Annotated in this window: 15 protein-coding genes; 14 read left to right on the top strand and 1 reads right to left on the bottom strand. The window is 58.0% G+C overall.

Going from position 1 to position 26,678, the window contains the following annotated elements; translation table 11 throughout:
• Window positions 1-9: 9 nt before the first annotated feature.
• The 5 genes from I6F20_RS35065 to I6F20_RS35085 all read left to right on the top strand — a co-directional run bounded on the left by I6F20_RS35065 (window position 10) and on the right by I6F20_RS35085 (window position 8,882).
• Complete coding sequence (locus tag I6F20_RS35065; protein ID WP_225130593.1) at window positions 10-2,190, top strand: 3-hydroxyacyl-CoA dehydrogenase NAD-binding domain-containing protein; 2,181 nt, start codon at window positions 10-12, stop codon at window positions 2,188-2,190.
• Window positions 2,191-2,843: 653 nt separating this feature from the next.
• Entirely contained in the window at window positions 2,844-4,025 is a 1,182-nt protein-coding gene (locus tag I6F20_RS35070) for a trans-sulfuration enzyme family protein (RefSeq protein ID WP_225130604.1), read from the top strand.
• 1,329 nt (window positions 4,026-5,354) lie between these two features.
• Window positions 5,355-5,846 (top strand): GNAT family N-acetyltransferase, encoded by a 492-nt coding sequence (locus I6F20_RS35075; RefSeq protein ID WP_225130606.1) that lies wholly within the window; start codon window positions 5,355-5,357, stop codon window positions 5,844-5,846.
• Window positions 5,847-6,145: 299 nt separating this feature from the next.
• Window positions 6,146-7,150, top strand: a complete 1,005-nt coding sequence (locus tag I6F20_RS35080) for a cysteine synthase family protein (RefSeq protein WP_306469177.1) — start codon at window positions 6,146-6,148, stop codon at window positions 7,148-7,150.
• 772 nt (window positions 7,151-7,922) lie between these two features.
• Window positions 7,923-8,882 (top strand): succinylglutamate desuccinylase/aspartoacylase family protein, encoded by a 960-nt coding sequence (locus I6F20_RS35085; protein WP_225130610.1) that lies wholly within the window; start codon window positions 7,923-7,925, stop codon window positions 8,880-8,882.
• Window positions 8,883-9,395: 513 nt separating this feature from the next.
• Here I6F20_RS35085 and I6F20_RS35090 read toward each other — a convergent pair.
• The gene (locus I6F20_RS35090) at window positions 9,396-9,842 is read right to left on the bottom strand and encodes a hypothetical protein (RefSeq protein WP_225130612.1); all 447 of its coding nucleotides are present in this window, start codon (window positions 9,840-9,842) and stop codon (window positions 9,396-9,398) included.
• Between the two features lie 1,935 nt (window positions 9,843-11,777).
• Here I6F20_RS35090 and I6F20_RS35095 point away from each other — a divergent pair.
• From I6F20_RS35095 to pimD, 9 genes are all read left to right on the top strand, one after another.
• Window positions 11,778-12,260 carry an SET domain-containing protein-lysine N-methyltransferase gene (locus I6F20_RS35095; RefSeq protein ID WP_225130614.1) on the top strand — a complete coding sequence of 161 codons (483 nt, stop codon included), beginning with the start codon at window positions 11,778-11,780 and terminating at the stop codon, window positions 12,258-12,260.
• 1,065 nt (window positions 12,261-13,325) lie between these two features.
• Window positions 13,326-15,203, top strand: a complete 1,878-nt coding sequence (locus I6F20_RS35100; protein WP_463671685.1) for an IucA/IucC family protein — start codon at window positions 13,326-13,328, stop codon at window positions 15,201-15,203.
• 872 nt (window positions 15,204-16,075) lie between these two features.
• Window positions 16,076-16,324 carry a hypothetical protein gene (locus I6F20_RS35110; protein ID WP_225130616.1) on the top strand — a complete coding sequence of 83 codons (249 nt, stop codon included), beginning with the start codon at window positions 16,076-16,078 and terminating at the stop codon, window positions 16,322-16,324.
• A complete protein-coding gene (locus I6F20_RS35115; protein ID WP_225130618.1) occupies window positions 16,296-17,018 on the top strand; it encodes a D-2-hydroxyacid dehydrogenase in 723 nt (240 codons plus the stop codon). The genes I6F20_RS35110 and I6F20_RS35115 overlap by 29 nt, the downstream gene beginning before the upstream one ends.
• A 975-nt stretch (window positions 17,019-17,993) precedes the next feature.
• Window positions 17,994-20,219 (top strand): acetate--CoA ligase family protein, encoded by a 2,226-nt coding sequence (locus tag I6F20_RS35120; RefSeq protein WP_225130620.1) that lies wholly within the window; start codon window positions 17,994-17,996, stop codon window positions 20,217-20,219.
• Window positions 20,216-22,312: a 3-hydroxyacyl-CoA dehydrogenase NAD-binding domain-containing protein gene (locus tag I6F20_RS35125; RefSeq protein WP_225130622.1), complete on the top strand. Its 2,097-nt coding sequence runs from the start codon at window positions 20,216-20,218 to the stop codon at window positions 22,310-22,312. The genes I6F20_RS35120 and I6F20_RS35125 overlap by 4 nt, the downstream gene beginning before the upstream one ends.
• Window positions 22,313-22,676: 364 nt before the next feature.
• A complete protein-coding gene (locus I6F20_RS35130; RefSeq protein ID WP_225130624.1) occupies window positions 22,677-23,864 on the top strand; it encodes an acetyl-CoA C-acyltransferase in 1,188 nt (395 codons plus the stop codon).
• 175 nt (window positions 23,865-24,039) lie between these two features.
• Window positions 24,040-25,230 carry a pimeloyl-CoA dehydrogenase large subunit gene (gene pimC / locus I6F20_RS35135; RefSeq protein WP_225130626.1) on the top strand — a complete coding sequence of 397 codons (1,191 nt, stop codon included), beginning with the start codon at window positions 24,040-24,042 and terminating at the stop codon, window positions 25,228-25,230.
• Between the two features lie 161 nt (window positions 25,231-25,391).
• On the top strand, window positions 25,392-26,525 hold the full coding sequence (gene pimD, locus I6F20_RS35140; protein WP_225130628.1) for a pimeloyl-CoA dehydrogenase small subunit: 1,134 nt from the start codon (window positions 25,392-25,394) through the stop codon (window positions 26,523-26,525).
• Window positions 26,526-26,678 lie beyond the last annotated feature (153 nt).

Here is a 26,678-nt window from a genome sequence, read left to right on the forward strand (position 1 = left end):
GAGCAGCATATGATTTTTCAGAACTTTCAAGTTGAAGTCGCCTCGGATGGCGTAGCTCTCGTGACTTGGAGCAATCTCGGTCGTTCGACCAACGTGCTGGACGAGACTTCGACTAGCGAACTCGAGCAGATTGTTAAGGAGATCATAGCGGACGACTCGGTGAAGGGCGTTGTTATCACCTCGGGCAAGGAGAACTTCTGCGCGGGAGGCGATCTCCCGTTGCTCGAAAGCACGAATAGGGAATACATCAAGGCGATGGAGGAAGAGGGGGAGCTTGCCGCGACCCAGATGCTGTTTAATCGAAGCCGTCGATTGTCGCTCGCCTTTCGGTCGATCGAGACGTCGGGCAAGCCCTGGGTGGCTGCCATCAATGGGACCGCGCTAGGCTGCGGATTTGAACTGACGCTATGCTGCCATTATCGCGTTGCGGCCGATAACCCGGTAACGCAGGTTGGTTTTCCCGAGATAAAGATTGGTCTGCTCCAAGGCGCTGGTGGGACCCAGCGTGTGCCTCGCATCGTAGCTTTGGAAGACGCGATTCAGATCTTGCTAAAAGGCCAGCCCGTGAACCTGCCGCGCGCCAAAGCACTGAAGCTGATCGATGCGGTGGTGCCGGCGGCCGATCTGATCAAGAGGGCGAAAGACTGGATAAAAGGGAGCGGCGACGCGGTTTCACCTTGGGATAAGCAGGGATTTAGGTTCCCCGCTGGGCCGATATATTCGCCGGCAGGCAAATCGGCGTTTCGGGCTGCCAATGCGCTCTATCGGCGCGACACTTACGACAATTATCCTGCCTCCCGCGCAGTAATGAGCTGTGTCTATGAAGGCTTACAGCTGCCAATCGACGCGGCGCTGCGCGTGGAGTCGCGATATTTTACGAGCGTCCTACGGTCCAAGGAAGCTCGGGCTATGATTCGCAGTCAAATCTCGATGCGCGAACTGGAGCAAGGGCGTTGCCGTCCGCAGGACGTGCCGCCCAGCAAGGTCAGAAAGCTGGCTGTCATTGGCGCTGGTTTCATGGGTGCAAGCATTGGTTACGTTTCGGCGCGCGCCGGAATCGAAGTGGTTCTAATTACCCGGCACCAACAGAGCGCGATTAAAGCCAAAGCGTACGCAAAATCTGCGTTCGACGATCTAATTCGGAAGGGGCGTGCCAACGAAAATGAGCGCGACGAAGCGCTCTCGCGCATCACGGCAGCCACTGATTATGCGGCGCTTCCGCAATGCGATCTGGTCATCGAGTCGGTATTTGAGGACCGGAAGTCCAAGGCCGACGTGTATGCCAAGGCACAGCCGCTTCTGAAGGACGGTGCTATTTTCGCCTCGAACACTTCGTCGCTGCCGATCAGTTCTCTGGCCGAAACCTTCGGGAATCAGGGCATATTCGTTGGCCTTCATTTCTTCTCGCCCGCTGAAAAGATGAGGCTGGTCGAGGTTATTCTAGGCAAAAACACAGGCAAGCTCGCGCTTGCCACCGCCCTAGACTACGTTGCCCAGATCGGGAAGACCCCGATACTCGTAAAAGATTCCCGCGGGTTTTTCGCTAATCGCTGCGTGCGGCGCTATGTCTCTGAAGGAATAGAGATGTTTCTGGAGGGGGTGCCTCCGGCTGCGATCGAGAACTGCGCCAAGATGGCAGGCATGCCGATAGGACCGCTCTCGTTAGCTGATGAAGTTGCTCTCGACCTTCGCTTGCAGATTATGAAAGCGACAGAAGCCGATTTGGGCCCAAACGCGATCGACCCAGGCCAAAAGAAACTGATGGTAGAGCTAGTCGAGAACCAGGGTCGATTTGGACGAAAAAACGGCCGTGGCTTTTACGATTATCCTGAGAAAGGCAACGGAAAAAAGCATCTTTGGCAGGGTCTTGCCAATCTGCAACCAAGGCATATTGATTCCGACAGGGTTGATACAGGGGAGTTGAGCCAGCGGTTCTTGATTGTGCAATCGGTGGAAGCTGCGCGCGCGATCGACGAATGCATCATAACCGATCCGCGCGACGCCGATGTCGGCTCAATTTTAGGCTTCGGCTATCCACCGTTTACCGGCGGCGTACTATCATATATCGACCTCGTAGGCGCGGACAGGTTTGTTGAGCGCTGCCGCAAGCTCGAAGCTACGTACGGTGATCGGTTTACACCGCCGCAGCTCTTGGAAAATATGGCCAAGAATTCTGAATCCTTCTACTAATTAGCATAACTCTCTTGAGTGCAAGAAAAGACGTGTCGCCATCGCAGCGTATCGGGTCTGCGAAAGAGTCAAAAGTTCGAAATGTTTTACTCAGACCGCGCGATTGCGCGGCCTTGATCAGCACTGACTGGATCTATGCGAACTCATGAAGGTGATCGTTGAGCGTTGGACACAAGCCCTTGCCTTCTCCATGTAGAACGCTACAGCCCCCTTGGCTGGCAAGCTTACCAATCCGTGCTGGGCAATATCTCACTTGCCCCGATCTGCATCAAACGGGATAGCAAACAAAGGCTGAAATGCATCGAAGCGTCATGGCTTCTCTGGAGCTTGACTGATCGCGTTGACAGAATGTCCCGGCACGCTGCCAGATGGCCAGAAGCAGGAGGGCGATTGTGCACGGCTGCCAGGAAGCGAGGACCTATGTTGCTAGGCGAGCCCACTGCAGCGCTCTTGATCCGACAATGGTGTGAGAAGTTCTCGATGTTTATTCGTAAGTTCGCACGGGATGGCGTGATGAGTGATCGCCACTAAAGAAAAGAGTTTTGGAGACTGCCGCGGGTGGCCGTTATCATGGTGAGTTTTCCCGCGAATCTCTGGAGCTCCCCACGAGCGGGACGCGGGAATTCCTCACGAAAGATCTATGAGACGGCAAGATGCGCAAGAACACCCGTTTAGATGAGACGCTTTGCGTTATTCCGCCTGAAACACCGCTTGAAGGCTTCGCGAGTCTTGCCATTCCCGTCTATCGGGGATCGACAATTGTATTTCCGGACGCAGCCTCTTATCGCGGCCGGGCTACTCGTGCACCAGATGGTTACACCTATGGACTGTCGGGGACGCCGACCACACGGACTTTGGAGCGGCAGCTGTCCGCCATGCACAATGCGGAGCGGGCAATCATTGTGCCGTCTGGTCAAGCTGCGATCTCAGCCGCCATATTAAGCGTGGTCAAAAACGGCGATCTTCTGCTCGTAACGGATAACGTTTATCCGCCTGTAAAGCAATTCACGCGCAAGATACTTGGCGATCTAGGTATAGAGACAGAGTTCTTCGATCCTACTCGGCTCACAGAACTCGAGGCGCGGCTTCGCTCCCGACGCACGCGGCTCGTGTGGATCGAGTCCCCCGGATCGACCACCATGGAGATCTGCGACATTCCCGCTATTGCTCGCTTGAGCAAGGAAAACGGCGCGCTCCTTGGATGTGACAACACCTGGGCAACGGGACTATTGTGCAAACCTTTGGACCTGGGCGTTGATATAGTTGCGGAAGCACTCACGAAATATGTTGGTGGGCATTCCGATATTCTGTTGGGCGTGATTATTTTCCGTAATATGGACCTCTACCAGCGTGCACGACTCACATTGGGGTCACTTGGTATCGGCGTGTCGCCCGACGAATGTTCTCTTGCCCTGCGCGGCATGCAGACAATGAGCCTCCGATTGCGACACGTTGGCAAACTTTCAGAAGAATTTGCCCTCCAATTGGCTCAAAGTTGGAACTTCCCGGTGCTACACCCTTGCCTGCCTGGGTTTCCTAATCATGAAATCTGGCAGCGTGATTTCAAGGGCAGTTCCGGTGTTTTCAGCCTCCAAGTGGACGGCGTTTCTTCAGAAGGTATCAATCGCGCGTTAGATGGTCTCCAGACATTCGCCATAGGAGCCTCTTGGGGCGGGACCCGCAGCCTTGTGGCCCCAATGATCATCGCCAGTGACCGCGATGTTATGGCTTCAAGCGCCTCAACAACCTATCTGCGGATTAGCATTGGCTTGGAAAACATTGACCAGCTGTGGGCAGATCTTGAAGGGCTGGTGAAAACGTTGCAACGTCAATAACGCCACACACGACCGACCTAACCATCGTAAAGGCCGTTTTTGAAGAGCGGCATTGACGCGGCAAGCAGAGCTGCCGTACGCAATCTGGTAGGGCAGGGTGAGCTTGGCATAGAAGAGCTTGTACGTGCACGGATGCGCAGGACCAGAGACTCTCGACAATGAAAGGAGAGGCAAATGGCGCATCTCCCACGATGCCCCCGAGGATTAATACATCTCGGCTCAACCAATCTAGTCGTATCGAGGCAAGTGGCAAGATATCTAGACTCATGTTCGTCAGAGCTATGTGCAGATCATCAACTCAGCCGTCCGCCGCCGCGCCAACATCAAGTGCCCTTTGTCAGACCTCGCTCGATGGATCGACTGGCTTCTTCGAACTTGCCTGTGAGAGGCGGCGACGCTCCTTTACGGATCAATCATGCAAGCACGTGCGGATTGCAGCAGAGCTGAAACTCCTCTGGTCGGCGCCGTCGATTTCGCGGGGTGCGATAAAGCCTCAGAAGCTTATTGTACTTGGCCTCGTTCCAATCGCGCCGAGCCGCTCAGCGAGCAGACCCCTTGATCAATCGTTCTGACGCAGCATACTAGAGGAAGACAATGACAATCCGCCGCCACGCCAGATTGGGCCGGTGAGCCACGACCGCCCGATATTGCGCCGGAACGACGTCCGGGCTCTCTCCTACCACGACTCCAAGCGTAAATTGCCGACGCTTTGTCGACAATCATTGTCCACCCGGCAACACGTGCCGTAACGGCGTCATATGCGGCCGTCATTGCGATATGGCGTCCTTGCCCATTCCGGAGCTGCAGTTCTGGAGCTGAGGTGCGTTCAACAGACGCTAGTGAAAACGTGACTCATCTTAGATCCCGTGCGACTTATCTTAGATTTTGATCTTGGAACGACCACCCCACCAGTTTTGGAATTGGCGCTTCGTTCGGTGCGCCAGACGTTGCTCTTGAAATCAATTCACAGAAGCAAAACCAGCAGTTTCGGGCAACCGGTTTGGATCTACGCAACCCGTAGGTCCATGCGCTCGACCTACGTACCGAGACCACAGCGATACTACCGCCGAACGCAGGACAATCGACGCTGTTGGGTTTGTCGAGTTCGCGACAAGAGACTACCAGCACCTCGCCTCTTGCTGCCACTCATCTAAGCCGTTGAATTGTCAATTCTAATCCGATCTCGGCGCTCTTGCGCTTGTTGGCACGAGTTTTGTGAGTCTCTCGTCGGAGCTCGAGGAGCTACCAACGCAGATCGACGTTGTGTCGGAGCTATTCATTCGTTTTCTTCAGCAAGGGCCTGAATCGACGCTGATACGGAGAGTTAGCATGCGCGCGGCGCTGAAAAGCCTGTCTCATCTTGATTACCCGCTGGTCGCCCACCTGAGGGTGGAGCCCGAGCAAGAAGACTTTGTGGACCCATTGGATTTAGTGTTTTCGGAGCTTCGAAATAGCGCATGTCCCGGTTTTGAGCACGCGTTCTCGATTGAGGTCTGCGAGAAGACCGTTGGCTTCTTTGTTCTGCGTGAAAGAGCGGCATTGCCCGAATGGGCGCTCCCAAATGCCATGACCTTGCACACCCTTTGCGTGGACCGATCATGCCAAAGGAATGGATACGGTAAAGCAGCGATTGAACTTGCTGCTCGATGGATCTCTAGGAACCGTCCTTCTATCGGCAGTCTCATGCTCGGCGTCAACGTACGCAATGTGACAGCTAGAGCTGTTTATCTGGAGTCGGGGTTTCGGGACACGGGCGCTACTCACTACGGCCCAAGCGGCCTTCAAAACATTCTTAAACATGAGATCCGTCCGGGAGGGTAAGAGTGCCTTGTTCTCGATTAGTCCCTCGGGCGGCGTGGCATTCGCGGCACGTCTTCTCTGAGTGAAGCCTGCATGGTTTTCGCGATTCGGTCATAGAATGCTCGGTGGAGAATGTTCCAGCAAATTTCTGATCCTCGTCCCGAGCCACAAATTGGAGACTAGCTTAACTCGCCAGTCGAGGTCGTCACCAGATGGTCATCTCGAAGCAGAAAATCTACCACAACCTGAGGCCCGCCCGCTCCGCGGAGGAGGCGCACAACGGCGGTCCACTCATTACAGAAGCATCAAAAAGGCATGCTATGCTGCACAAGACCGTAACTCAATTGATCGGGCAGACGCCGGTAATGTCAGTTGACATTCCCAATCGTGATGCCCGTTTGATGCTAAAAATCGAAAAAAACAATCCGGGCGGTTCGATGAAGGACCGCATGGCGCGAAGCATGGTTATGGCTGCGCTCCAGGATGGGCGACTCGCTCCTGGCGGCACCATCGTTGAGTCCTCTTCCGGCAATACGGGTATAGGTTTAGCTCTCTCCGCATTGGACTTTGGCCTGCACTTCATCGCGGTGGTAGATCACCATGCGGCCCCCGATAAAGTCCGGATGATGCGGGCGCTCGGCGCCGAGATCCGCTACGTCGAAGGCGAGTTTGCGGAAGACGAAGTCGCCGTCGTCGCGAGGCAGCGCCTAGCGGAACGGCTTGCCTCAGAGCTTAGCGGCGCGCTATTCATGAACCAATCGAACAATCCTGCAAATCCGGACGGCTATGCAACTCTCGTCGAAGAGCTGATCACGCAAATTCCTCAGGGCATCGACGCGTTTGTCGGATGCGTTGGGACCGGCGGGTCCATGACAGGTATTGCGCAACGGCTCAAGCGCCATAAGTCGACGGTGCGCACAATCGGCGTGGAGCCGGCCGGATCGATCATTTTCGGAAGACCCGCGCACCCCTATTATCAATCAGGGACCGGCATGCCTACTGGTGACCAGGTCGGCAACGTCCTGGACTATGGCTGCATCGACGAGGGCGTCCAGGTGACCGATGCTCACGCTTTCGAGACGGCGCGCTACATCGCTCGGCGCAAAGGGCTTTTAGTCGGCGGGTCGTCCGGCGGCGCTATCTACAAAGCCTTGGAGTTCATCGACGCAGGCAAGCTGACCGGTACGGTCGTAAGCTTGGTCGTTGATGGCGGTGAAAAATATCTGAGCACGATTTTCGACGATGACTGGATGGAAAAGCGTAGCTTGCTAGATCCAACAGTCGCTGCCCAATTGGACAAGTGGCTCTTTGGGAATGACACGTAAGGCAACGGTAGCTGGGCACGCATCCCCATTCGATAATGCGTCGCTGCTTATCTTCAGTAGGCGCGAATGCATCGAGGTGGGAAACTCGCGAGGATAATGGTCTTGAGACAGGTTGAGAGGATCGTCATGAAGGCCGACTGGGCGAGAGAACTTGAGTAGGCTGATTATCGGTCAGCCTCCTGCCGGCTTAAGCCTTAAAGCCGGATGACTTTGCTGCTTGATCTCGTGAAGGGGTAACATGCTTCATAGCTTGCCTCAGCGAATGTGGGCATGGGCGTGGCGCGCATATAACGATGTGCTGAGCTCGCTCGCGGAGAGCCGATGCAGGCGCAGCTCTTGCTGCCGATTAGGAGGGACGTTTGCCCCAGCATTGAGAGCAAAAGCATCCGATGACGCTCCAAGTTCTGCATCCGTCCGAGCGTAAAAAGGGCATCGCGATGTTTGGCGAGGACAAGAACGTGTTGGAAAGGGGCGTATACCTTACCAAACCGATGTTTTGGATGAACCTATGTCTGGGTCCTCGAGCTCGAGATCATGCGTGACTTACGCCATACTTGCGGGGACCGCGCCGCAATCACGAGGAGCAGCTCTGTTGATCATCGTTTGTCCTATTCTGTCGTTGAGAGAGCTTCTCCTATCTGGGTTGAAAGGCGTCTGAGGGAGAGTTGCATCGAAACCGCAAGCGTCCGTGCTCGAGTGCCGTTTGTCAACCAAAGGTGTAAGATCTATGAGAACCCGCGTGTGGACTACTATCAATTTTGATGCGGACGGAATGCAATCCGATTTCGCGCGCGTTCCATACTCCTCGGACACCTCCGCCTATGGTTGGATCCCTATCCCGATGCTTTGCTTCAAAGGTGCTGACGGGCCAACGGCCCTATTTACTGCGGGTACCCATGGGGACGAGTATGAAGGCCAAGTCGCACTTCGCAAGCTAGCACGAGAACTTACGAGTACCAATCTCCAGGGTCGGGTCATCATCCTGCCCGCTCTCAACAGGCCCGCGGTCGCCGCGGGCCATCGCAACTCGCCCCTCGATGGAAGCAACCTCAATCGCGTTTTTCCTGGTATGCCTGATGGCGGCCCAACGGCCATGATCGCACATTATGTAGCCACGGAACTGTTTCCTCGCGCCGATCTTATCATTGATCTGCATTCGGGCGGGACATCGCTCGAATACTTGCCTGTGGCGCTGGCCCGACCCGGGCGCACCGACGGCGAAGCCGAAAAAATCCGCTGTCTTTTGAGGAGTTTCGGTGCGCCCTATGGCATCCTTACGGACAGAGCGGGAGGCGGAGCAAGCGGCACACTCTATGGGTTCGCCGAACAGCAGGGCATTCCAGCATTGACGACGGAGCTCGGCAGCGGTCCAACGATATCAAGAGTTGGCCTCGCAATCGCCGAAAGCGGCCTTCGCCGCGTGCTGCGTGACTACGGTATCGCGCCCGATATTATCGCTCCAGAGGCGCCGCCGGTTCGGCTCGCGAGATCACTCGGGCCAACAAGTACAATCTATTCGCCTACTGATGGTCTTTTCGAACCTCATGTGAGGCCCGGCGACCAGGTTGCCGTCGGTCAAAAGGCTGGATGCATCTATCGCTTAGATGACCCGCTCGCGCAACCGCTTGAACTCACTTTTGCTGCAGCAGGCATCGTCAGCTTCCGGCGCTTTCCAACGCTTACGTCGATTGGGGATGCACTATTTGGCCTTATGGTAGAAGCAGATAACTAGCAAAAAGTGTGGCAGAAGTGTTCGTTCGATTGGCGCGACTGCATCGAACGAAACCGCTACCAAAGCGTGAACCGAGAGTTGGCGTTGAGCGCCTCAGATAAGCCCGCATCAGCAGTTCGGCTGGACGCGGGCATGTACCCGGTGGTTGATTACGGCTGGCCTGCGTTCAGCAGCTCTCTTCGCGCATGCGTTTCTGGCCCGATCTTTCGCTAGCTCGAGAGCCGCAATGGCTCCATCGAGGTCCTCCAAAGCCGAACGTAACTGGAGCTGAGAATTGATCTATCGCCAAGCTTAAGCGATCCCGGCAAAGCGATTCAGTAGAGGCGCGGCGACCGCACGTAGCTCGGTGGCTCGCTTGGCACCCATCAAGCAAAGCCCTGTTGTCCCGATCCCCATGCGAGCGTCGATGCAGCGAAGTGTTTCGGCTGGGTGATGCGAGGTGTTCCATACGACAATCTTCACCCAACGCTTTGATGCGTTTGGCATGGTACGTGCTTGTTGTCCGTACACGAGTCACAGGCGAGCCTTTGTCGCGAGCTGCTGGTGCATTTCAGTCGTCTGAATGCGCAAGGTGTACAAAGAATCAGGGACAAAAGAATGTGCGCAACGGCCAATCCCGTATCGAATTACGCCGTAATCAAACTGCCTGTCAGGCAATTGCGACCGACAGAGCAAATCAACATTGAAGATGCGCGTAAACTGACGAATATAATCGGGAAGGAGAAACGTTGGAAGCGACCTATTTTGGTCGAGCACCGTCACTCTGTCATCATGGACGGTCATCATCGCTACTTCTGTGCAAACGCGCTTGGTCTCTCGTTTGTCCCGTGCGTCTTGCTTTCTTATGATGATCCCAACCTGCAGGTGACCTACTGGTCCAATTCGGCGCCTGTCGCTGTGGATCAGATCATCCGGGCCGGGCTTTCCGGCGACCTTATGGACTATAAAACGACGCGCCATCAGCTACTCGTCCCTGTGGACAGCTGCTCAGTCGACCTAGACGACTTGAGGTGAGGGACGATGGAATGATGCAGGGCTTTAACGAACGCGACGTCAAATGAAGAATGGTCCCGAGCCGTAGACAAGTTTTGTTCCCTTTCAACCTCGGTGGGCTCCCGCAACGTAGAAGGCAAGTAGCCCTTTTCCACCGTACGCCTGATGTCTGCTCGAGGGTCCCCCACGTGGTACACGTGCGCTGACGTCTAGCAGCGCGGGCAACCTTGTCTACCCGATCTTAGACATTGTCGATAGGCATCCAGGCGATCTCGCCCACCAGCTCCCGGACGCGGCCGTCGGCCGCCCTAGTGATCCGGCGACCTGACGGACAGTCCCGCCGTTAGCTCGCCGGGCATCACACGGCGATAATGCATGATGCGACCAAAACTCTCAAAAACACCCGCCTCCCAAGCTCGGTGTTGAATGTTATCGCGACGATTAGGTCGATAGCTCCCAATGTTCGAAGCGCCCGCAGACGGGGAGAAGCCGTACCGAGACAAACTCTTCGATCACGCGCTCAAGCCGGTCGATCCAGGCCTTGGCGACCCAAACCGCCCTACTATTTCCTGAAGCGCGGCCATGTGCCGGAGTGATTTAACCTCTAGTTCCTGAGGCCAGCGAGATAACGAATTGTCGAGCCTTTTCTGCGGGGATAGGTGAGGCCGTGCTTGAGCATCAAGGCGCGCGCCTTCTGCCAGTGGGCGGCAGCGCTTCAACCGCTGCCACTCGGACGTGAACGAGACCGCGCATCGTCTCGCGGCATTCATCGGAGACCATACCGCCGTCGGCGCCCACGCGTAGCAGCCACGCGAGAAAGGCGGCGCCTGGCGGTTAGTCTTGGCCCGATCACCTGCCTTCTTTGAGGCCAGTGACGAGCTAGCCTGCATTCATGAGGCATAGCCGGCCGGACAGGCCTCATAACCAAAATGCACACGATCAAATCGGCACCGATCCGTAGCGCATACTGGCTGCAGGCGCGTCGACCTCGCAAGAGGCAAGCGTCTCCTTTGCCGGCATGTTTCCACGAACGCGCAGTGTCTTCACCTCGCGACGTCTGCTCCGACACATGCATAGCAATCAGCTACCACAACTCCTTCCTGGATCATGATGATCGGATCGGCTGCCCGATCATCACTCGGACTCGCTGTGTCGGCCGGTCGCCTCAACACAGGCGGACATAGGGTCTTACAGCTCGTCTATCTCGCCAGGGTACTGGATCGGGTAGCACGCCAATTTCTGTTGTGGCGGTGGTCGGATCACCATGGAACAGCCTTTCGCGCTAAAACATCTTTTGAGGATACCCTGATCGTCAAAGCGGGTCGGACCCCTCCACAGGTTTGGCCTCACAATTCACGGGTAAGCCCCTCATAACTGTACGTGCCGGCAACGACGTCGCCGTCAGCACGGACGATAAGGGCGCCCGGCGCGATAAACGTGTTTGTCTGAGCGGTGGGAGCGCAGCGCCACTACGAGGAGGTATATCGTCGGGTCTGCGAGACCGGCAGTGGGGGCTCACGATCATAGGCCATATCCCGATTCCACAGAGACGCCCCTATTCGAGCTTCGACCGCAGCACACCAAGCCTGCTTCACCTCTCCGCCCGATCCGCGTGGCCGCCTAACATAGGCAGAGGCGACATCTGTCAACGCGGAGAATTGTCGTGACTGGCTTGATCTACGGCGGCAGCCGCCTTGGAGGCGGCGCGAACAAACTTACTAAACGCCTTCTGCTTGAGTTGAGTTCAAGTTTGAGCTCAACGAGCCGAGACTATCATCATTGGCAGTTGGCAAGACCAGAGGCAGAGCGTCTAGATCGCATGATGCCGATGAGTCACAGCTACCGTGTCAACAGCTAAACAAGATGAGAGCACAGGTCAAATCGAGTCGGAGAGATAACGTTATGAACAAAACCAACCTCGCCTGTAAGCCGTCAGATCGCATCTACGTCGGACGATCCGAGATAAATGGGTCCGGCTTGTTTTCAAGAAGAACTATATCGAGGGGAAATGTCATAGAACGGCTCGAAGGTGAGATCTGTCCGCTGGCGACCAAGAGGACGATACAAATTGATCGCGATAAGCATCTTTGTAGTGAATACATAGACTTCATAAATCACTGTTGTCGTCCGAATGCCCGCCTTCAGATCGACGATGGTGGCGTTGTACTGATTGCGATGGAGGAAATTGGTCGTGACAGAGATGAAGTGACGATCAATTACAACTGCTCCGAATACTCTCTTGCTGAGAGCTTCTTGTGTCGATGCTGTGAGCCTCCCAGGCTTATCGCTGGATACAGATACTTACTGGAGGGAGACCAGGGCGAATACCTGCAACGAATAGGGCAATTCGTGCTGCCGCACCTCTTGTCGATGTCTTCAAAATGATCGTCGTCACAGGACTGAGTTCGACTACGAGGAGGTAAACTGAGATCAGGTAGTCCAAGCATGGTGTAAGGAGTGCAACAGCTGCATCGCAGAGATGCGTTACGCGGAGTTCTGACGGTCGGGCCAGCTTGCTCTTTCAGCCCGATTTCTTAGCTCTCTGCGGACCACGTCCTGCAGCGTCTCCTTGTGTCGAGCGATAGATCCGACGACAGCTCTTCAGCTTGATCTTCTCGTCCTCGAGCTGCTTTAACCGCCGTTTCTCGGTCGGCAACCGCCGTCATACTCTTCTTCCAATTAAAATAGGGAAGTCACCTGGCTGATGCGGGCCTTGCCACCGATGTCCGACAGCAAACGGATAAACGTCTTCTGGCAGCCGAAACGCCGAGGGCGTTCATCATTCTTCGCTCGTTCCAGCCTGGGAATCAGTGCGAAACATTGCAGCTCAAATAGTGCTTACCGCGCCTCAGATCACATTCTTGCAAAAAGTCGATCCCTCGCGATTGCTATGAAATCAATCGCCTGATTCATGCAAGTAACCCGAATCCTCAGTTGTTGGCCACTTCGCGCTGGAAATAGTTGACCATTCACATCTTGCGCTGAGGCTCCCGAAAATTGCGCATGTCCGGTTCCAGACAAGCGAGACTCGGCATCTCACTGTGCAAGCATTTCAGCGACGGAGGAAAAAGGCGGAGTGCCCTCCTCTTATCTCAGCAACATCCGGGCACACCGTTGTGGCATACTGTTTGCTGGGAGCAGGGCTTGCTACGCGTGATTGGCGCGAAGGATCTAATGAAAATGATCGAGGAGGTCAAGCAGTTGGGAGCGGTTCCGATCGAAGCTTTGTCACTCATGTTTCCTTTCGAATGATGCCATGCAAGGTAGTTCGTTTATTCCCCACGGCATCGGGACGGACGGCTCGAAGCTCTCTCAAGTCGCAGAACACGCAATTGACCGCGCAACGCGAGAGGGGCATCCCCGCAAAGTTAGTTGGACGCCCAGCTCGAACGCGGCGTTCACGGAGGGCGCGCAGGCCTGTTTGCTCGCCGTTCTCGTGGAGGAGGTGAAATGAACGAGAGAATGTCCTCCTGGGCATATGCTGAATCTAAGGCGTGTGCCTCGCAGCTTTGCCTAAGCGCATCGCGCAATGCCGTCTGCCGCTTGGTCCGCTGCCTATTCGCCGAGCGTCTTCTCGAGCCGGAGGGGTTAATGTGGGCTCGCCAAGGCAACGAAGCATGGCTTCCCCTTTGGCGATCACGCGAAGTCCTACACTTTACGGATTTGCACCGTGCGCCTGCCGGAGTACTTCAAAATCGAGGTTCAATCGAAGTAATAGACGAGACCGGCGCTCGTTACCTGATCGATAGTCCCTGCGACCTCATCAGAGAGGTCGCGCCGTCTTTGACAATCGCGCCAGCAACGGACGGCGTTCAGCGTCTCATCCGCGACGTCGAGGACAGCATGCGTAACGACGTCCTCGCACGTGATCACCGGGAGCATTGGAGCGCAGAGTTGCGTGGTAAAATAGCCGAAGCTGGAGCCCGGGATTTCATCGAATATCTCCAAAGGAATCTGCCGCCGCACCTGGCGGCAATTACTCTCGATCAGTGGGGAGCACTGGAGGGGCATCCCTTCTACCCGACATGGAAGGCCAAATCCGATCTGTCGACCGAGGACGTCACTGCATTGTCGCCTGAGTTCGGGGCTCGCGTGCGCGTCCGAATCGCCGCACTGCGCAAAGAATGGTCCTATGTGGAGAAGATGCCGCATGTGGGCACCTATTCGGAATGGTTCTCCCAAAACTTCCCGCAGCTCTGGTACGACTGGACTGAAGGACTTAAAAAAAGGGGCAAATCCTCTGAGGACTGGCTGCCGCTACCTATCCATATCTGGCACCTAGACAATTTTCTGCGACGTGAACTCGCCTCAGAGATCGCGTCTGGAATTTTCGATCCCAACGGCCCGGAAATCATAACGCTGCCGGCAATGTCGTTCCGCACAATGCTGCCAGACACACGGGAGCCGAGACCCTTTATCAAATTACCGGTGGCGATTTGGATGACCAGCGAACAGCGCATTCTGCAGGCAAAGTCGATTCACATGGGACCGCGTCTCAGCACCTTGATTCTAGAAATCATATCAAATGAGAGGCATCTCTCAGAAAAATTGGAGATCTTCCCAGAGGAGCTGGGGGCAATCCTTCACCACCCCGTAACAGACGACGAGCATCGGGGTCGATTTCTTTCGGTTGTCTACCGCAACCCTGATGCAATGACACGAAATGATGGACTATTTTCGGTCACTGTTGCAGCGCTCCTTGCTGCAAGCCCGGTCGACGGCCGCCCGCTCATTTGCGAACTGATTGCGCGGGGCGGCTGTCAAAGCGAATCTGCATTCTTCCGTGCCTATGTGAGGACCGTGATCACGCCGATCCTCACCATGTATTTGCTTTACGGACTGGCACTTGAGGCGCATCAGCAAAACAGTACAATCTTGTTCGACGAGATCGGTCGTCCCCAAAAACTCCTACTCCGGGATTTCGGCGACGCCCGCACCTTTGTTCCCCTGCTCAAGGAGCGAGGGTACGATCTCAAGCCGTTCACTCGGACGGGGATCTTACCCACGGCCTTTTACGACGACATCAGTCTCGTGCGCTCATTCGTCATCGACGCGTGCTTCGTCTGTCATTTACATGAGGTCGCACTGTGCCTCGATGAACATTATGAGCCGTCAGGCCCAAGCCTTTGGTACATCCTACGGGAAGAGACCGAGGCCGTCTTTGACGCCCTCAGGCCACGCATGATGTCGGATGCGCTCTGGTTGGAAGAACGCAAAGCGTTTCTCGAGGATCCCTGGCGAAGCCGCTCGGTGCTACGGATGCACTTGGAGCGCTATCGGGACTTTCGAGTGGAGCACGAGCTGCCAAATCCACTGGCGGGAGTGTAATGACAGCGGTCCCCGGGGTTTTCGGACCTGGCATACTGCATCCGCAAACCGCCGGTTCAGCGCCTCTGATGTTGCGCTTGACGGCCGCTGGAAGCTGAAATGGGGCTTTGACGCTCCGTGCCAGGCCAGCTGAAGACCCACTTTATCCTTCAGAGCAGGATCGATGCGCCGAGAATCCAAAAGTGGCGATCGCTATATTCGGGCTGCCGTCGTCTTCAAGTCTTTCATTGCCACCCTGCCGGTGTCGCAACTCTCCTGGCCTGACGGACGCGCCCCCCTTTGCTGTTTTGCCTGCCAAAGAACATCGATGGCGGCAACATAGCGAGATTTGCTGCCTGTTCTTTCGGCGGCCATGATCGTGTGCGGTTTCGCCAGAGCTGGCTCACTTTACGCCAAGCGCTCCCGCTTGGTGGTCCACAAAGGTGGACGGGGCACCACCTTGGTAATGCAGATCGTTTCGTTCCGAGCGATGTGACAGAGACTGGAGACGAGGCGCAGGCGATCCCGTTCTCTATGCGCCTCACGGTCCACATTGGCCAGTTTCGCGATGACCTTGTCGCCTCAACTCGAGCATAGGGGAGAACAAACGGCGAGACGTGGGCGAATTCGCCGGAATCAATGCAAGGACGCAGAATTTCAAACAGCAGCGGCGCTACATCGAATGAATCGAAAGTCGGTCGTTTGATAGCGGTTTTCCGGCAACTGCAAAAGGAAACGATTTCTGCGCCCCAGGCGGTTCGGTGAGTTCAAGAAGGCGCACACCTTGGCTCGCACGATGCGATGTGTGCAGATCCTCGCTCCCATTCAGCAGGTGTTTTGAGCAAACAAGAATTGGTGTCCAGGCACCATCCTACGCACAAACATGAGGTAGCATGTCAAGTGAAAGTCCCGCCCTCACCATTGTCGTCAACCACGATAAGGCGGAATTGTTTGCACATGTGTTGGGTGAACGTTTTCCGCAAGTCCGAATCATTGTGGCGCCGGATGCCGAACGGCTAGAGCAACACATAGGTGAGGCCCAGGCATTGCTTGCTTACCATTTCCCGGTCGAACTGCACGGCCGGGCGCGGAAGCTGAAGTGGTTTCAGTTCCATGCTTCCGATCCGCGACAGAGTGGGTGATATCATCGTGACAAATGTTCGCGGAATGCAGGGCGGCCTCATCGCTGATTACGTGATGGGCGGCGTGACGATACTGAATTGGAATTTCCGAAAACTTTTGTCCGAGCAAGCGGAGCGCAAATGGATCCATCGATCCGTGGCGCCTTTGGCCAACAAAACGCTTGGCATTGTTGGGTTGGGTTCGATCGGTTCGACTATTGCTCGGCGCGCGAAGAGCGCGGGGATGATCGTTTTGGGTGCGAAGCGGGATATTTCTGTCCCGGCGGAAGACGTAGACCGGTTGTTCGGCTCCGATCAGCTGAAGGACTTGCTGCCACTCTGTGATTTCGTGGTTTTGGCCGTGCCGGCCACGCCGGAGACGGTCGGTCTGATCGGCGCTGACGAGATAGCATGCATGCGAAGTGATGCATTCCTGATCAACATCGCCCGGGGCAGCGTCGTCGTGGAGTCCGAATTGATCAGTGCCCTGCAGGCGGGCTCACTCGGGGGTGCAATGCTCGACGTGTTCGAGCGTGAGCCGCCGCCGCAGGACAGTCCGCTTTGGGAAATGCCGAATGTGATCATGACGCCCCATATTGCAGGTATTCTCACAGATTATGTGGAGCGAGCAATTGACATCGTCACAGAGAACGTCGAACGCTACCTGAAAGGGCTCCCGCTGAGGAACGTAATTGACCTGCGACGCGGTTACTGAGCCTCGATGGGAGCCAGGCAGAAGATTCGGTTCGCTCGCCCCACGTGCCGCCGCATGGGCGTCTCCAATCGATGGCGTGCTTAGGCTTGCCGCGAGACGAATCTTACATGAATCCTGGACGATATCCTATATGAATGCTGTTGAATGCCTTTTGCAGCGGGCCAAGCTTTGCTGGCTCAACGAGGCTAGTAATGGCCGGCTTCCTGATGGGGGGGACGGCCTGAGAGGCGGTCTCCTGACTGAACAGCCCTCTTTGGGGCACCTCGAGATGACAAACCTTGCTCTGGAGAGCAAGGATGGCCGGCCCTCCCCGAACTGCTCGGCAGGTTGTCCCGGTCGGAGCCAATTGTTGTCGGGTCAAGCCGTCTTTTCCTTTGCAGCGGCCTCATTCCCCCTACTGTCGTCGTGCTCGAGCTGAGTATCGTTTCGATCGAATGAAAAGCCGCGCTGTTGTCCAGTTCCGCGTTGAATTTCGAACATATGACGGCCCAGATTGAAGAAATTCGGCCGGCGAGACGGCTAGTCTATTTGAACAACGCAGTGAACCGCCTGAGCGCTGCACATTAACCCGGGCGCGATGCAGAGGTTCATTGTCTATCGCCCTTTCGAATTACCCTGACTGCTCGGAGTTCTGATTGCTGTTTGCATTGATCCTGCACGCGATGCGGCGCTGATGCAGCGTCGATTCGCGTCTGCTCGGAATATTGACTGCCCGTACATCGCCGCGCTGGGCCTCCGGTTCACCAGGGACTCCAGCGATCGGATGATGGCGATCTGTCATCCTGGTGAGTATTCGATGTAGCGCATCGGTGTACGAGATGCGGCCCCACTGCAGTCTAGGGCCTGCGACGAGTGTGGTCGGCTGAACAATGTCTTGACGTGCGTTCCGCTACCTCGCTCGCAGATGATGGGCTTTAAGGCTGAGACGATCGAGCATCGCGTCTCGGCGGAATAACTAAAGGAAGAATTGGAGCTATGGAAGCACGCGTTCCGACCGCCGCGGTCGCCTCAAGTGATTGGTCGCCTGCAGTCGATGCGAGTGACGTCATTAGCGGCATTCATGCGATGCTGCATCCCCGCAACATCGTGCTCGTCGGTGCCACAGACAAGCCGGGCAACTATGCCGAGCGCATTTGGAACAATCTGATCAAGTATAAATACGCTGGCGGGCTCTATGCTATGAACCCCGGGCGCGACACGATCTGGGGCGTGACCTGCTATCGGAATTTCGCCTCCCTTCCCGAAGCGCCCGACCATGTGCTCGTGCTGGTGCCGGCGAAGTTCGTCGTTCAGGTATTACGGGAGGCAGCCAGCGCAGGTGCGCGATCAGCAACTATCGTGACGTCGGGATTCAGCGAGTTGCAAGATGAGGAAAGTCAGCGGCTTGCGGCTGAACTTAAGGCCGCGGTGCGCGAGACGGGAATTTTCGTAACGGGCCCGAATTGCCTTGGCAATTTAAGTGCAGGCGAAAGACTGTTCACCAATATCGATGACCGGGTCGTCACGATGGAGCAGGGGGCGGTCGCGATTGCCGGCCAATCGGGCGCTATCGTGATGCTGATCCGGCAGGCGCTCGAGGAGCGCGGTGTCGGTGTCGGTTATATGGTATCGACCGGTAACGAGGTCGGGCTGGAAACGCCGGCTTTGATAGAGTACTTCGCCGCCGATCCCTCGATCCGAGTCATCGTGGTTTATCTGGAGGGCGTGCGCAATACCAATGCGTTTCGGCGTGCCTGCAGGGCAGCGCGTGACGCCGGAAAACCTGTCATTGCGTTGAAGCTGGGGGCCTCTGCGGGGGGGCGCGCTGCCGCTATGGCGCATACCGGGGCGCTGGCAGGCTCCATCGAATCCTTCGACGCGATATCGAGCCGCGAGGGCGTGATCCGGGTGCGCGGGCTTGATGAGCTGATCGAAACGACCGAATGTTTCGTTCATGCTCAATTACCTAGGGGCGGGCGGCTTGCCGCGGTGACGCTATCGGGTGGCAAGCGCGGGCTTCTGATTGACGCATTCCATTCGACGGGACTCCATTTTCCCCCGCTCTGTAAGGACATTAGCGGAAAGCTCGCGACGATGCTTGGGCCGGGTTCGCTCGTTGGCAATCCGCTGGATGCCGGTTTTGCTGCGGTGGTCGATCCATCCGTTTATCTCAAGTCAATCAAGATCATGATCGATGATCCGGACACCGACATCGTCATCATTGACGCGGAATTGCCTAAGGCGCCGCATGAGTTGCGCGAGAAAAATCTGCGCATCGTTAACGAGATGGCGAGCACCACATCGAAGCCTGTGATCTACATTAGCGGGATGTCCATCGGATTTACCGAGCACTCAAAGGCCCTGCGTAAGTCCTTGCCTTACATTGCTGTTGTGCAGGGCATGGACCGTGCCGTCAGCGCGATCAAGGCGCTAATCGACTATGCGATGCTCAAAAATGACGTGCCCGATATCGTTTCCTGCTCAAAACCCCGGGCTCGGGCCGTACTAAAAAAGACCTTGAACTGCACCAACGGCGCCGCGCTCGACGAAGTCGCCTCGAAAAAGCTGCTCAAGGCCTATGGCATTCCGATCCCAAAGGAGGCGATAGCGCGAACCGCCAAAGAGGCGTCAGCACTCGCAATGAAGATCGGCTTTCCAGTCGTGGCGAAAGTAGTCAGCCCTGACATCCTTCACAAATCCGATGTCGGCGGCGTCATGCTCAACCTCAAAAGTGCGGACGAGGTTCAGGTTGCCTTCAACGAAATCGTCACACGCGTGAAGAAGTTGAAGAGCAAGCCGAGGCTGGAAGGTATCTTGATTTCTCAGCAGCTCGAAGCCGATCTCGAGCTACTGATAGGCGCCTCGCTTGATGCTGAGATGGGGCCGGTGGTGCTATTTGGCACCGGCGGTGTCGACGTCGAGTTGATGAAAGACGTGGCACTCGCCGGAGCGCCTATTGACGCGACCGAGGCCAGAAGGCTGATACGTCGCACCAAAGCGGGCATTAAGATCGGGGGCTACCGCGGCAAGCCCGCCTTGAAGGAGGCTTCAGTTGTCAAGGCGCTCGTCGGGCTCTCCAACCTGATAGCCGATGCGGATGGTCAGATCACGTCTATTGACGTCAATCCATTTCTCGTCACGACCAAGAAAGGTCTCGCGGCTGATGCACTTGTCGTACTGCGGTCTGACACAGACAAGAGCGCCAAGAGGAGCCCACTGTGAGCGAAGTGGTGAAGCTTGAGCGTCATGATGAGGTCGGCATCGTCACGGTCAACAGTCCACCGGTCAACGCGCTGAGTGCCGCAGTCCGGGGCGGCATCTTCGAATGCATCAAGGCCGCGATCGCCGATCCCGCCATCAAGGGCATCGTGCTGACCTGCGCCGGCCGCACCTTCATCGCCGGCGCCGACATCACCGAATTCGGCAAGCCGCCGAAGCCGCCCGCCCTCAATGACGTGCTGTCCGAGATCGAGAATTCGCCCAAGCCGGTCGTTGCCGCGATCCACGGCACCGCGCTCGGCGGGGGCCTCGAGGTCGCGCTGGCGTGTCATTTCCGCGTCGCGGTGAAAGAGGCCAAGCTCGGCCTGCCCGAGGTGAAGCTCGGACTTCTGCCCGGCGCTGGCGGCACCCAGCGTCTGCCCCGCGCGGTCGGGCCTGAGCTCGCGGTCAAGATGATCGTCGGCGGCGACCCGATCGGTGCGGCGGAAGCGCTCAAGAACGGCCTGATCGAGGAGATCATCGAGGGGCCGGCCTCGGGCGGCGAAGCCTTCGTGCGCAAGCTCATCGCCGAGAAGCGCCCGCTGCGGCGCCTGCGTGACGACGATTCCAAGCTCGCGGCGGCCAAGGCCGACCGCTCGATCTTCACCAATGCGGTTGCGGCCATGACCAAGAAGTCGCGCGGCCTGGAGGCGCCGTTCGCCGCCGCCGACGCGGTCGGCTATGCCATCGACCTGCCGTTCGACGAAGGCCTGAAGAAAGAGCGCGAGGGCTTCCTCAAGCTCGTCGCCAGCGACCAGTCCAAGGCGCAGCGCTACGCCTTCTTCGCCGAGCGCGAGGCCAACAAGATCGCGGGCGTACCTGAAGGCACCAAGCCGCGTCCGGTCAACCGTGTTGCCATTCTCGGCGCCGGCACCATGGGCGGTGGCATCGCGATGTCCTTTGCCAATGCCGGCATTCCCGTCACCCTGATCGAGACCGGTGAGGAGCAGCTCAAGCGCGGCATGGGCGTGATGCAGAAGAACTGGGAGGCGACCGCCGCGCGCGGCGGCATCCCGGCCGATGCGCCCGCCAAGCGCATGGCGCTGATCGACGGCAAGGTCGGCATCGAGAATGTCGGCGATGCCGACCTCGTCATCGAAGCCGTGTTCGAGACCATGGCGGTGAAGAAGGAGGTGTTCGGCAAGCTCGACCAGTACGCCAAGCCTGGCGCCGTGCTCGCCTCCAACACGTCCTATCTCAACATCGACGAGATCGCGAAGTCGACCAAGCGTCCGCAGGACGTGCTCGGCATGCATTTCTTCTCGCCGGCCAACGTCATGAAGCTGTGCGAGATCGTGCGCGCCGACAAGACCGCGCCGGATGCTCTGGTGACCGCGGTGACGATCGCGCGAAAAATCGCGAAGGTGCCGGCCGTGGTCGGCGTCTGCGACGGCTTTGTCGGGAACCGCATGTTGGCGCAGCGCGGCAAGCAGGCCGAGAAGCTGCTGTTCGAAGGCGCCTTGCCGCAGCAGGTCGACGCGGTCGTGACAAAATTCGGCATGCCGATGGGGCCGTTCGCGATGGGCGACCTTGCCGGCCTCGACATCGGCTGGCGCTCGCGCAAGGACCGCGGCATCAAGTCCGAGATCGCGGATGCGCTGTGCGAGGCCGGCCGCTTTGGCCAGAAGACCGGCAAGGGCTACTACAAGTATGAAGCCGGTTCGCGCGCAGCGCTGCCCGATCCTGATGTCGAGAAGCTGATCGACGAGACGCTGCTGCGTCTGGGGCGCAAGAAGCGCGTCGTCAGCGACGAGGAGATCCTCGAGCGCATGATGTACCCGATGATCAACGAGAGCGCGAAGATCCTCGAAGAGGGCATCGCCGCGCGCCCCTCGGACATCGACGTGGTCTGGCTCTACGGCTATGGCTGGCCGATCTATCGCGGCGGTCCGATGTTCTGGGCCGACACCGTCGGCCTCAAGCACATCGCCGATCGCCTTTCCTTCTACGCCAAGGAGACCAACGACCCCAGCCTCGAGCCCGCCCCGCTGCTGAAGAAGCTCGCCGCAGAGGGCAAGACCTTTGCGTCGCTCGCGGCCGCGGCGAAAGCGGCGTGATGGCCTCAGCCTCTCCGCTTGTCATTCCGGAAGCGCCGAAGGGGCGGGCCGGGAATCCATTTCGCCGTGAAAAGCGCGGGTCGATTGATTCCGCGGCTCGCGACTTGTCCAATCCCGGAATGAGTCTGATCTAATTGCAGAAAATGACCCCTCCCGGTGACCAGGCTTATTCCGAGACCGTGCGGCAGACGACACCATCTTGCAATGCGCGCCGCCCGACCACCTGTCGGAAGCTGCCGCTGATTATGGCGCGCATGCCGAATCTGGCGACCAGCGGATCAGCTCACCGAACTCGCGGCCATGGTCGGGCGCGCCAACAGCAGAAATCGTCACAATCCATCTCATCTCGCATCAGGAGGTCGTTTTGATCGACGCCGTCATTGTTTCAACCGCCCGCACGCCCATCGGCAAGGCCTATCGCGGCATGCTCAACGCCACCGAGGGCGCAACCCTGCTCGGCCACGCCATCGGCGAAGCCGTCGCCCGGGCCAAGATCGAGCCCAATGAGGTCGAGGACGTCGCAATGGGGGTAGCCCTTCAACAGGGATCAACCGGCAGCAACATCACTCGCAAGGCGCTGCTCCGCGCCGGCTTTCCCGTGACCGTTTCCGGCACCACGATCGACCGGCAATGCGGTTCGGGCCTGCAGGCGATCGCGCTCGCCGCGCGCTCGGTTATCTTCGACGGCGTCGAGATCGCGGTCGGCGGCGGCGGCGAGTCGATCAGCCTCGTGCAGAACGACAAGATGAATTCGTTCCACGTACGGGATCCCGCGCTGCTAAAAATCAAGAGCGAAGCCTACATGTCCATGATCGACACGGCAGAAGTCGTCGCTAAGCGCTACGGCATCTCGCGTGCACGCCAGGACGAATATTCGCTGGAAAGCCAGCGCCGCACCGCGGCCGCGCAGCAGGGCGGCAAATTCAAGGACGAGCTCGCGCCGATCACCACCACGATGGCGGTGACCGACAAGGCGACCGGTGCCGTGTCGATGAAGGAGGTCACGCTGTCGCAGGACGAAGGTCCGCGCCCCGAAACCACCGCTGAAGGCCTCGCAAGGCTCAGGGCCGTGCGGGGCGAAGGATTTTCGATCACCGCCGCCAATGCCAGCCAACTTTCGGACGGCGCCAGCGCTTCCGTCATCATGAGCGACAAGGAAGCGGCCAAGCGCGGTCTTGCGCCGATCGGCATCTTCCGCGGCTTCGTCTCCGCCGGCTGCGAGCCGGACGAGATGGGCATCGGCCCGGTCTTTGCCGTGCCGCGCCTCTTGAAGCGCCACGGCCTTACCGTCGACGACATCGGCCTCTGGGAGCTGAACGAAGCCTTTGCTGCGCAGGTGCTGTATTGCCGCGACAAGCTCGGCATCGACCCCGAGAAGATCAACGTCAATGGTGGCGCGATCTCGCTCGGCCATCCTTACGGGATGTCAGGCGCGCGCCTGACCGGCCACGCCCTGATCGAGGGACGCCGCCGCAAGGCCAAATATGCCGTCGTCACCATGTGCGTCGGCGGCGGCATGGGCGCGGCGGGTTTGTTCGAGGTGTTGCAGTAATCGCACCTCGCAGCCGAGTTGCGCAATTGCGCACGCGCGGCACGAACCGTATTCCGCAGACGGAGTGACGGCTACGGAGACGAGTGGCTTTCTTACGAAGGCCGATTGTTACGGTCCCGGCCCCTGTGCCTGTTTGCGCAAGGCCGGAGGACGAGGAAGCTAACAGGAGGATCTCATGGATCTCGCGTTCACAAAGGAAGAGCAGGCGTTTCGGGAGGAGGTGCGGCAATTCCTGAGTGACAACGTGCCACCGGATACGCGGCGCAAGCTTGTGGAGGAGCGGCACCTCTCGAAGGACGAGATGGTGACCTGGTGGCGCATCCTCAACAAGAAAGGCTGGGGCGTCAGCCACTGGCCCAAGCAGTACGGCGGTACGGGTTGGACATCCGTGCAGCATTATATCTTCAATGAGGAATTGCAGTGCTATCCGGCGCAGCCTCCGCTCGCTTTTGGCGTCGGCATGGTCGGCCCCGTCATCTACACCTTCGGCAACGAGGAGCAGAAGAGGAAGTATCTGCCGCGCATTGCCAATGTCGACGATTGGTGGTGCCAGGGCTTCTCCGAGACAGGCTCCGGCTCGGACCTTGCTTCGCTGAAGACCAAGGCCGAGCGGAAGGGCGACAAGTGGATCATCAACGGCCAGAAGACCTGGACCACGCTCGCCCAGCACGCCGACATGATCTTTTGCCTGTGCCGCACCGATCCGTCCGCGAAGAAGCAGATGGGCATCTCCTTCATTGTCCTCTCGATGAAATCGAAGGGCGTCACCGTGCGACCGATCCAGACCATCGACGGCGGTCATGAGGTCAACGAAGTGTTCTTCGACGACGTCGAGGTGCCCTACGAGAACCTGATCGGCGAGGAGAACAAAGGCTGGGATTATGCAAAATTCCTGCTCGGCCATGAACGAATCGGCCTAGCTCGCGTCGGCCTCTCCAAAGCACGGTTGCGCCGCATTCGCGATCTCGCCTCCAAGGTGGAAGCCGGTGGCAAGCCCATTATAGAGCATCACGCGTTCCGCCAGAAGCTCACGGCCTGCGAGATCGAGCTGAAGGCGCTCGAGCTCACCCAGCTCCGCGTCGTCGCCGACGAAACCAAGCATGGCAAGGGCAAGCCGAACCCGGCCTCCTCAGTCTTGAAGATCAAGGGCTCCGAGATCCAGCAGGCCACCACCGAGCTGCTGATGGAAGTGATCGGCCCGTTCGCTGCTCCTTTCGAAGTGCGCGGCGACGACGGCTCCAGTGAGGCCATGGACTGGACCGCCCAAATCGCGCCGAGCTACTTCAACAACCGGAAGCTCTCGATCTATGGCGGCTCCGACGAGATCCAGCGGAACATCATCGCCAAGGCGGTGCTGGGGCTGTGAATTCTGCCCGTCACAAACACACTCGACGTCACGGCCGGGGCAAAAGCGCGAAGCGCGTCTTCGACGAATGACCCGGCCATCCACGCTAGCGGCACGAAGAACGTGGATACCCGGCACAAGGCCGGGCATGACGAAATCAGATACCGGGAGAGTTGAGAAACATGGATTTTGACCTGAACGAGGAGCAGCGGCTTCTCAAGGAAAGCATCGACGGCCTGCTGACCGATTCCTACGATTTCGAGCAGCGCAAGAAGTATATGAAGGAGAAGGGCGGCTGGAGCAAGGCGGTCTGGCTCAAGCTCGCCGAGCAGGGCCTGCTCGGCCTGCCGTTCAGCGAGGCCGATGGCGGCTTCGGTGGTGGCGGCGTCGAGACCATGATCGTGATGGAGGCGCTCGGCAAGGCGCTGGTGCTCGAGCCGTATCTGGCAACGGTCGTGATTGGCGGCGGCTTCCTGCGCCATGCCGGCACCGACGCTCAGAAGGCGGCACACCTGCCCGGCATCATCGACGGCAGCAAGACGCTGGCGTTCGCCCAGCTCGAGAAGAATTCGCGCTACGATCTGTTCGACGTCACCACGACCGCGAAGAAGAAGGGCGACGGCTGGGTCATCGACGGTGAGAAATTCGTCGTGCTCAACGGCGAGAACGCGGACACGCTTGTAGTGACCGCCCGCACCAAGGGCGACCGCCGCGATCATGGCGGCATCGGCGTGTTCCTGGTGCCGGCCAACGCCAAGGGCGTCGGCACGAAGGGCTATCCGACCCAGGACGGCCTGCACGCCGCCGACATCACCTTCACCGGCGTCGAGGTCGGCCCGGATGCGGTGCTCGGCAATCCCGAGGATTCCCTCGCGCTGGTCGAGCGCGTGGTCGACGAGGCCCGCGTCGCGCTCTGCGCCGAGGCGGTCGGGCTGATGGACGAGTCGCTCAAGACCACGGTCGAGTACATCAAGACCCGAAAGCAGTTCGGCGTCGCGATCGGCTCGTTCCAGTCGCTCCAGCACCGCGCCTCCGACATGTTCGTCGCGGCCGAGCAGGCGCGCTCGATGTCGATGTTCGCGACCATGGCTGGTGATTTCGAGAACGCCAGGGAGCGCAGCAATGCCATCGCCGCGGCCAAGGCGCAGATCGGCAAGTCGCTGAAATTCGTCGGTCAGCAGTCGATTCAGCTCCACGGCGGCATCGGCATGACCATGGAGGCGAAGATCGGCCACTACTTCAAGCGCCTCACCATGATCGAGAACTCGTTTGGCGATGTCGACTATCACCAGTCTCGCGTGATGGGGATAGCTTAATTTAATACACAGCCGTCATCCTGGATCTCGCAAGCGCGGGGCCAGTCTTCTCGTTCCTGGCAAAGCGAACCAACCCAGACCCTTTCGGCGAGAGACAGCCGGATGGTTCGTCGCTACGCTCCTGGCGATGACGGAGCAAGCGCACCCAATCAG

Source organism: Bradyrhizobium sp. IC3123, from assembly GCF_020193625.1.
In the GTDB taxonomy this organism is placed as follows: Bacteria; Pseudomonadota; Alphaproteobacteria; order Rhizobiales; family Xanthobacteraceae; genus Bradyrhizobium; species Bradyrhizobium yuanmingense.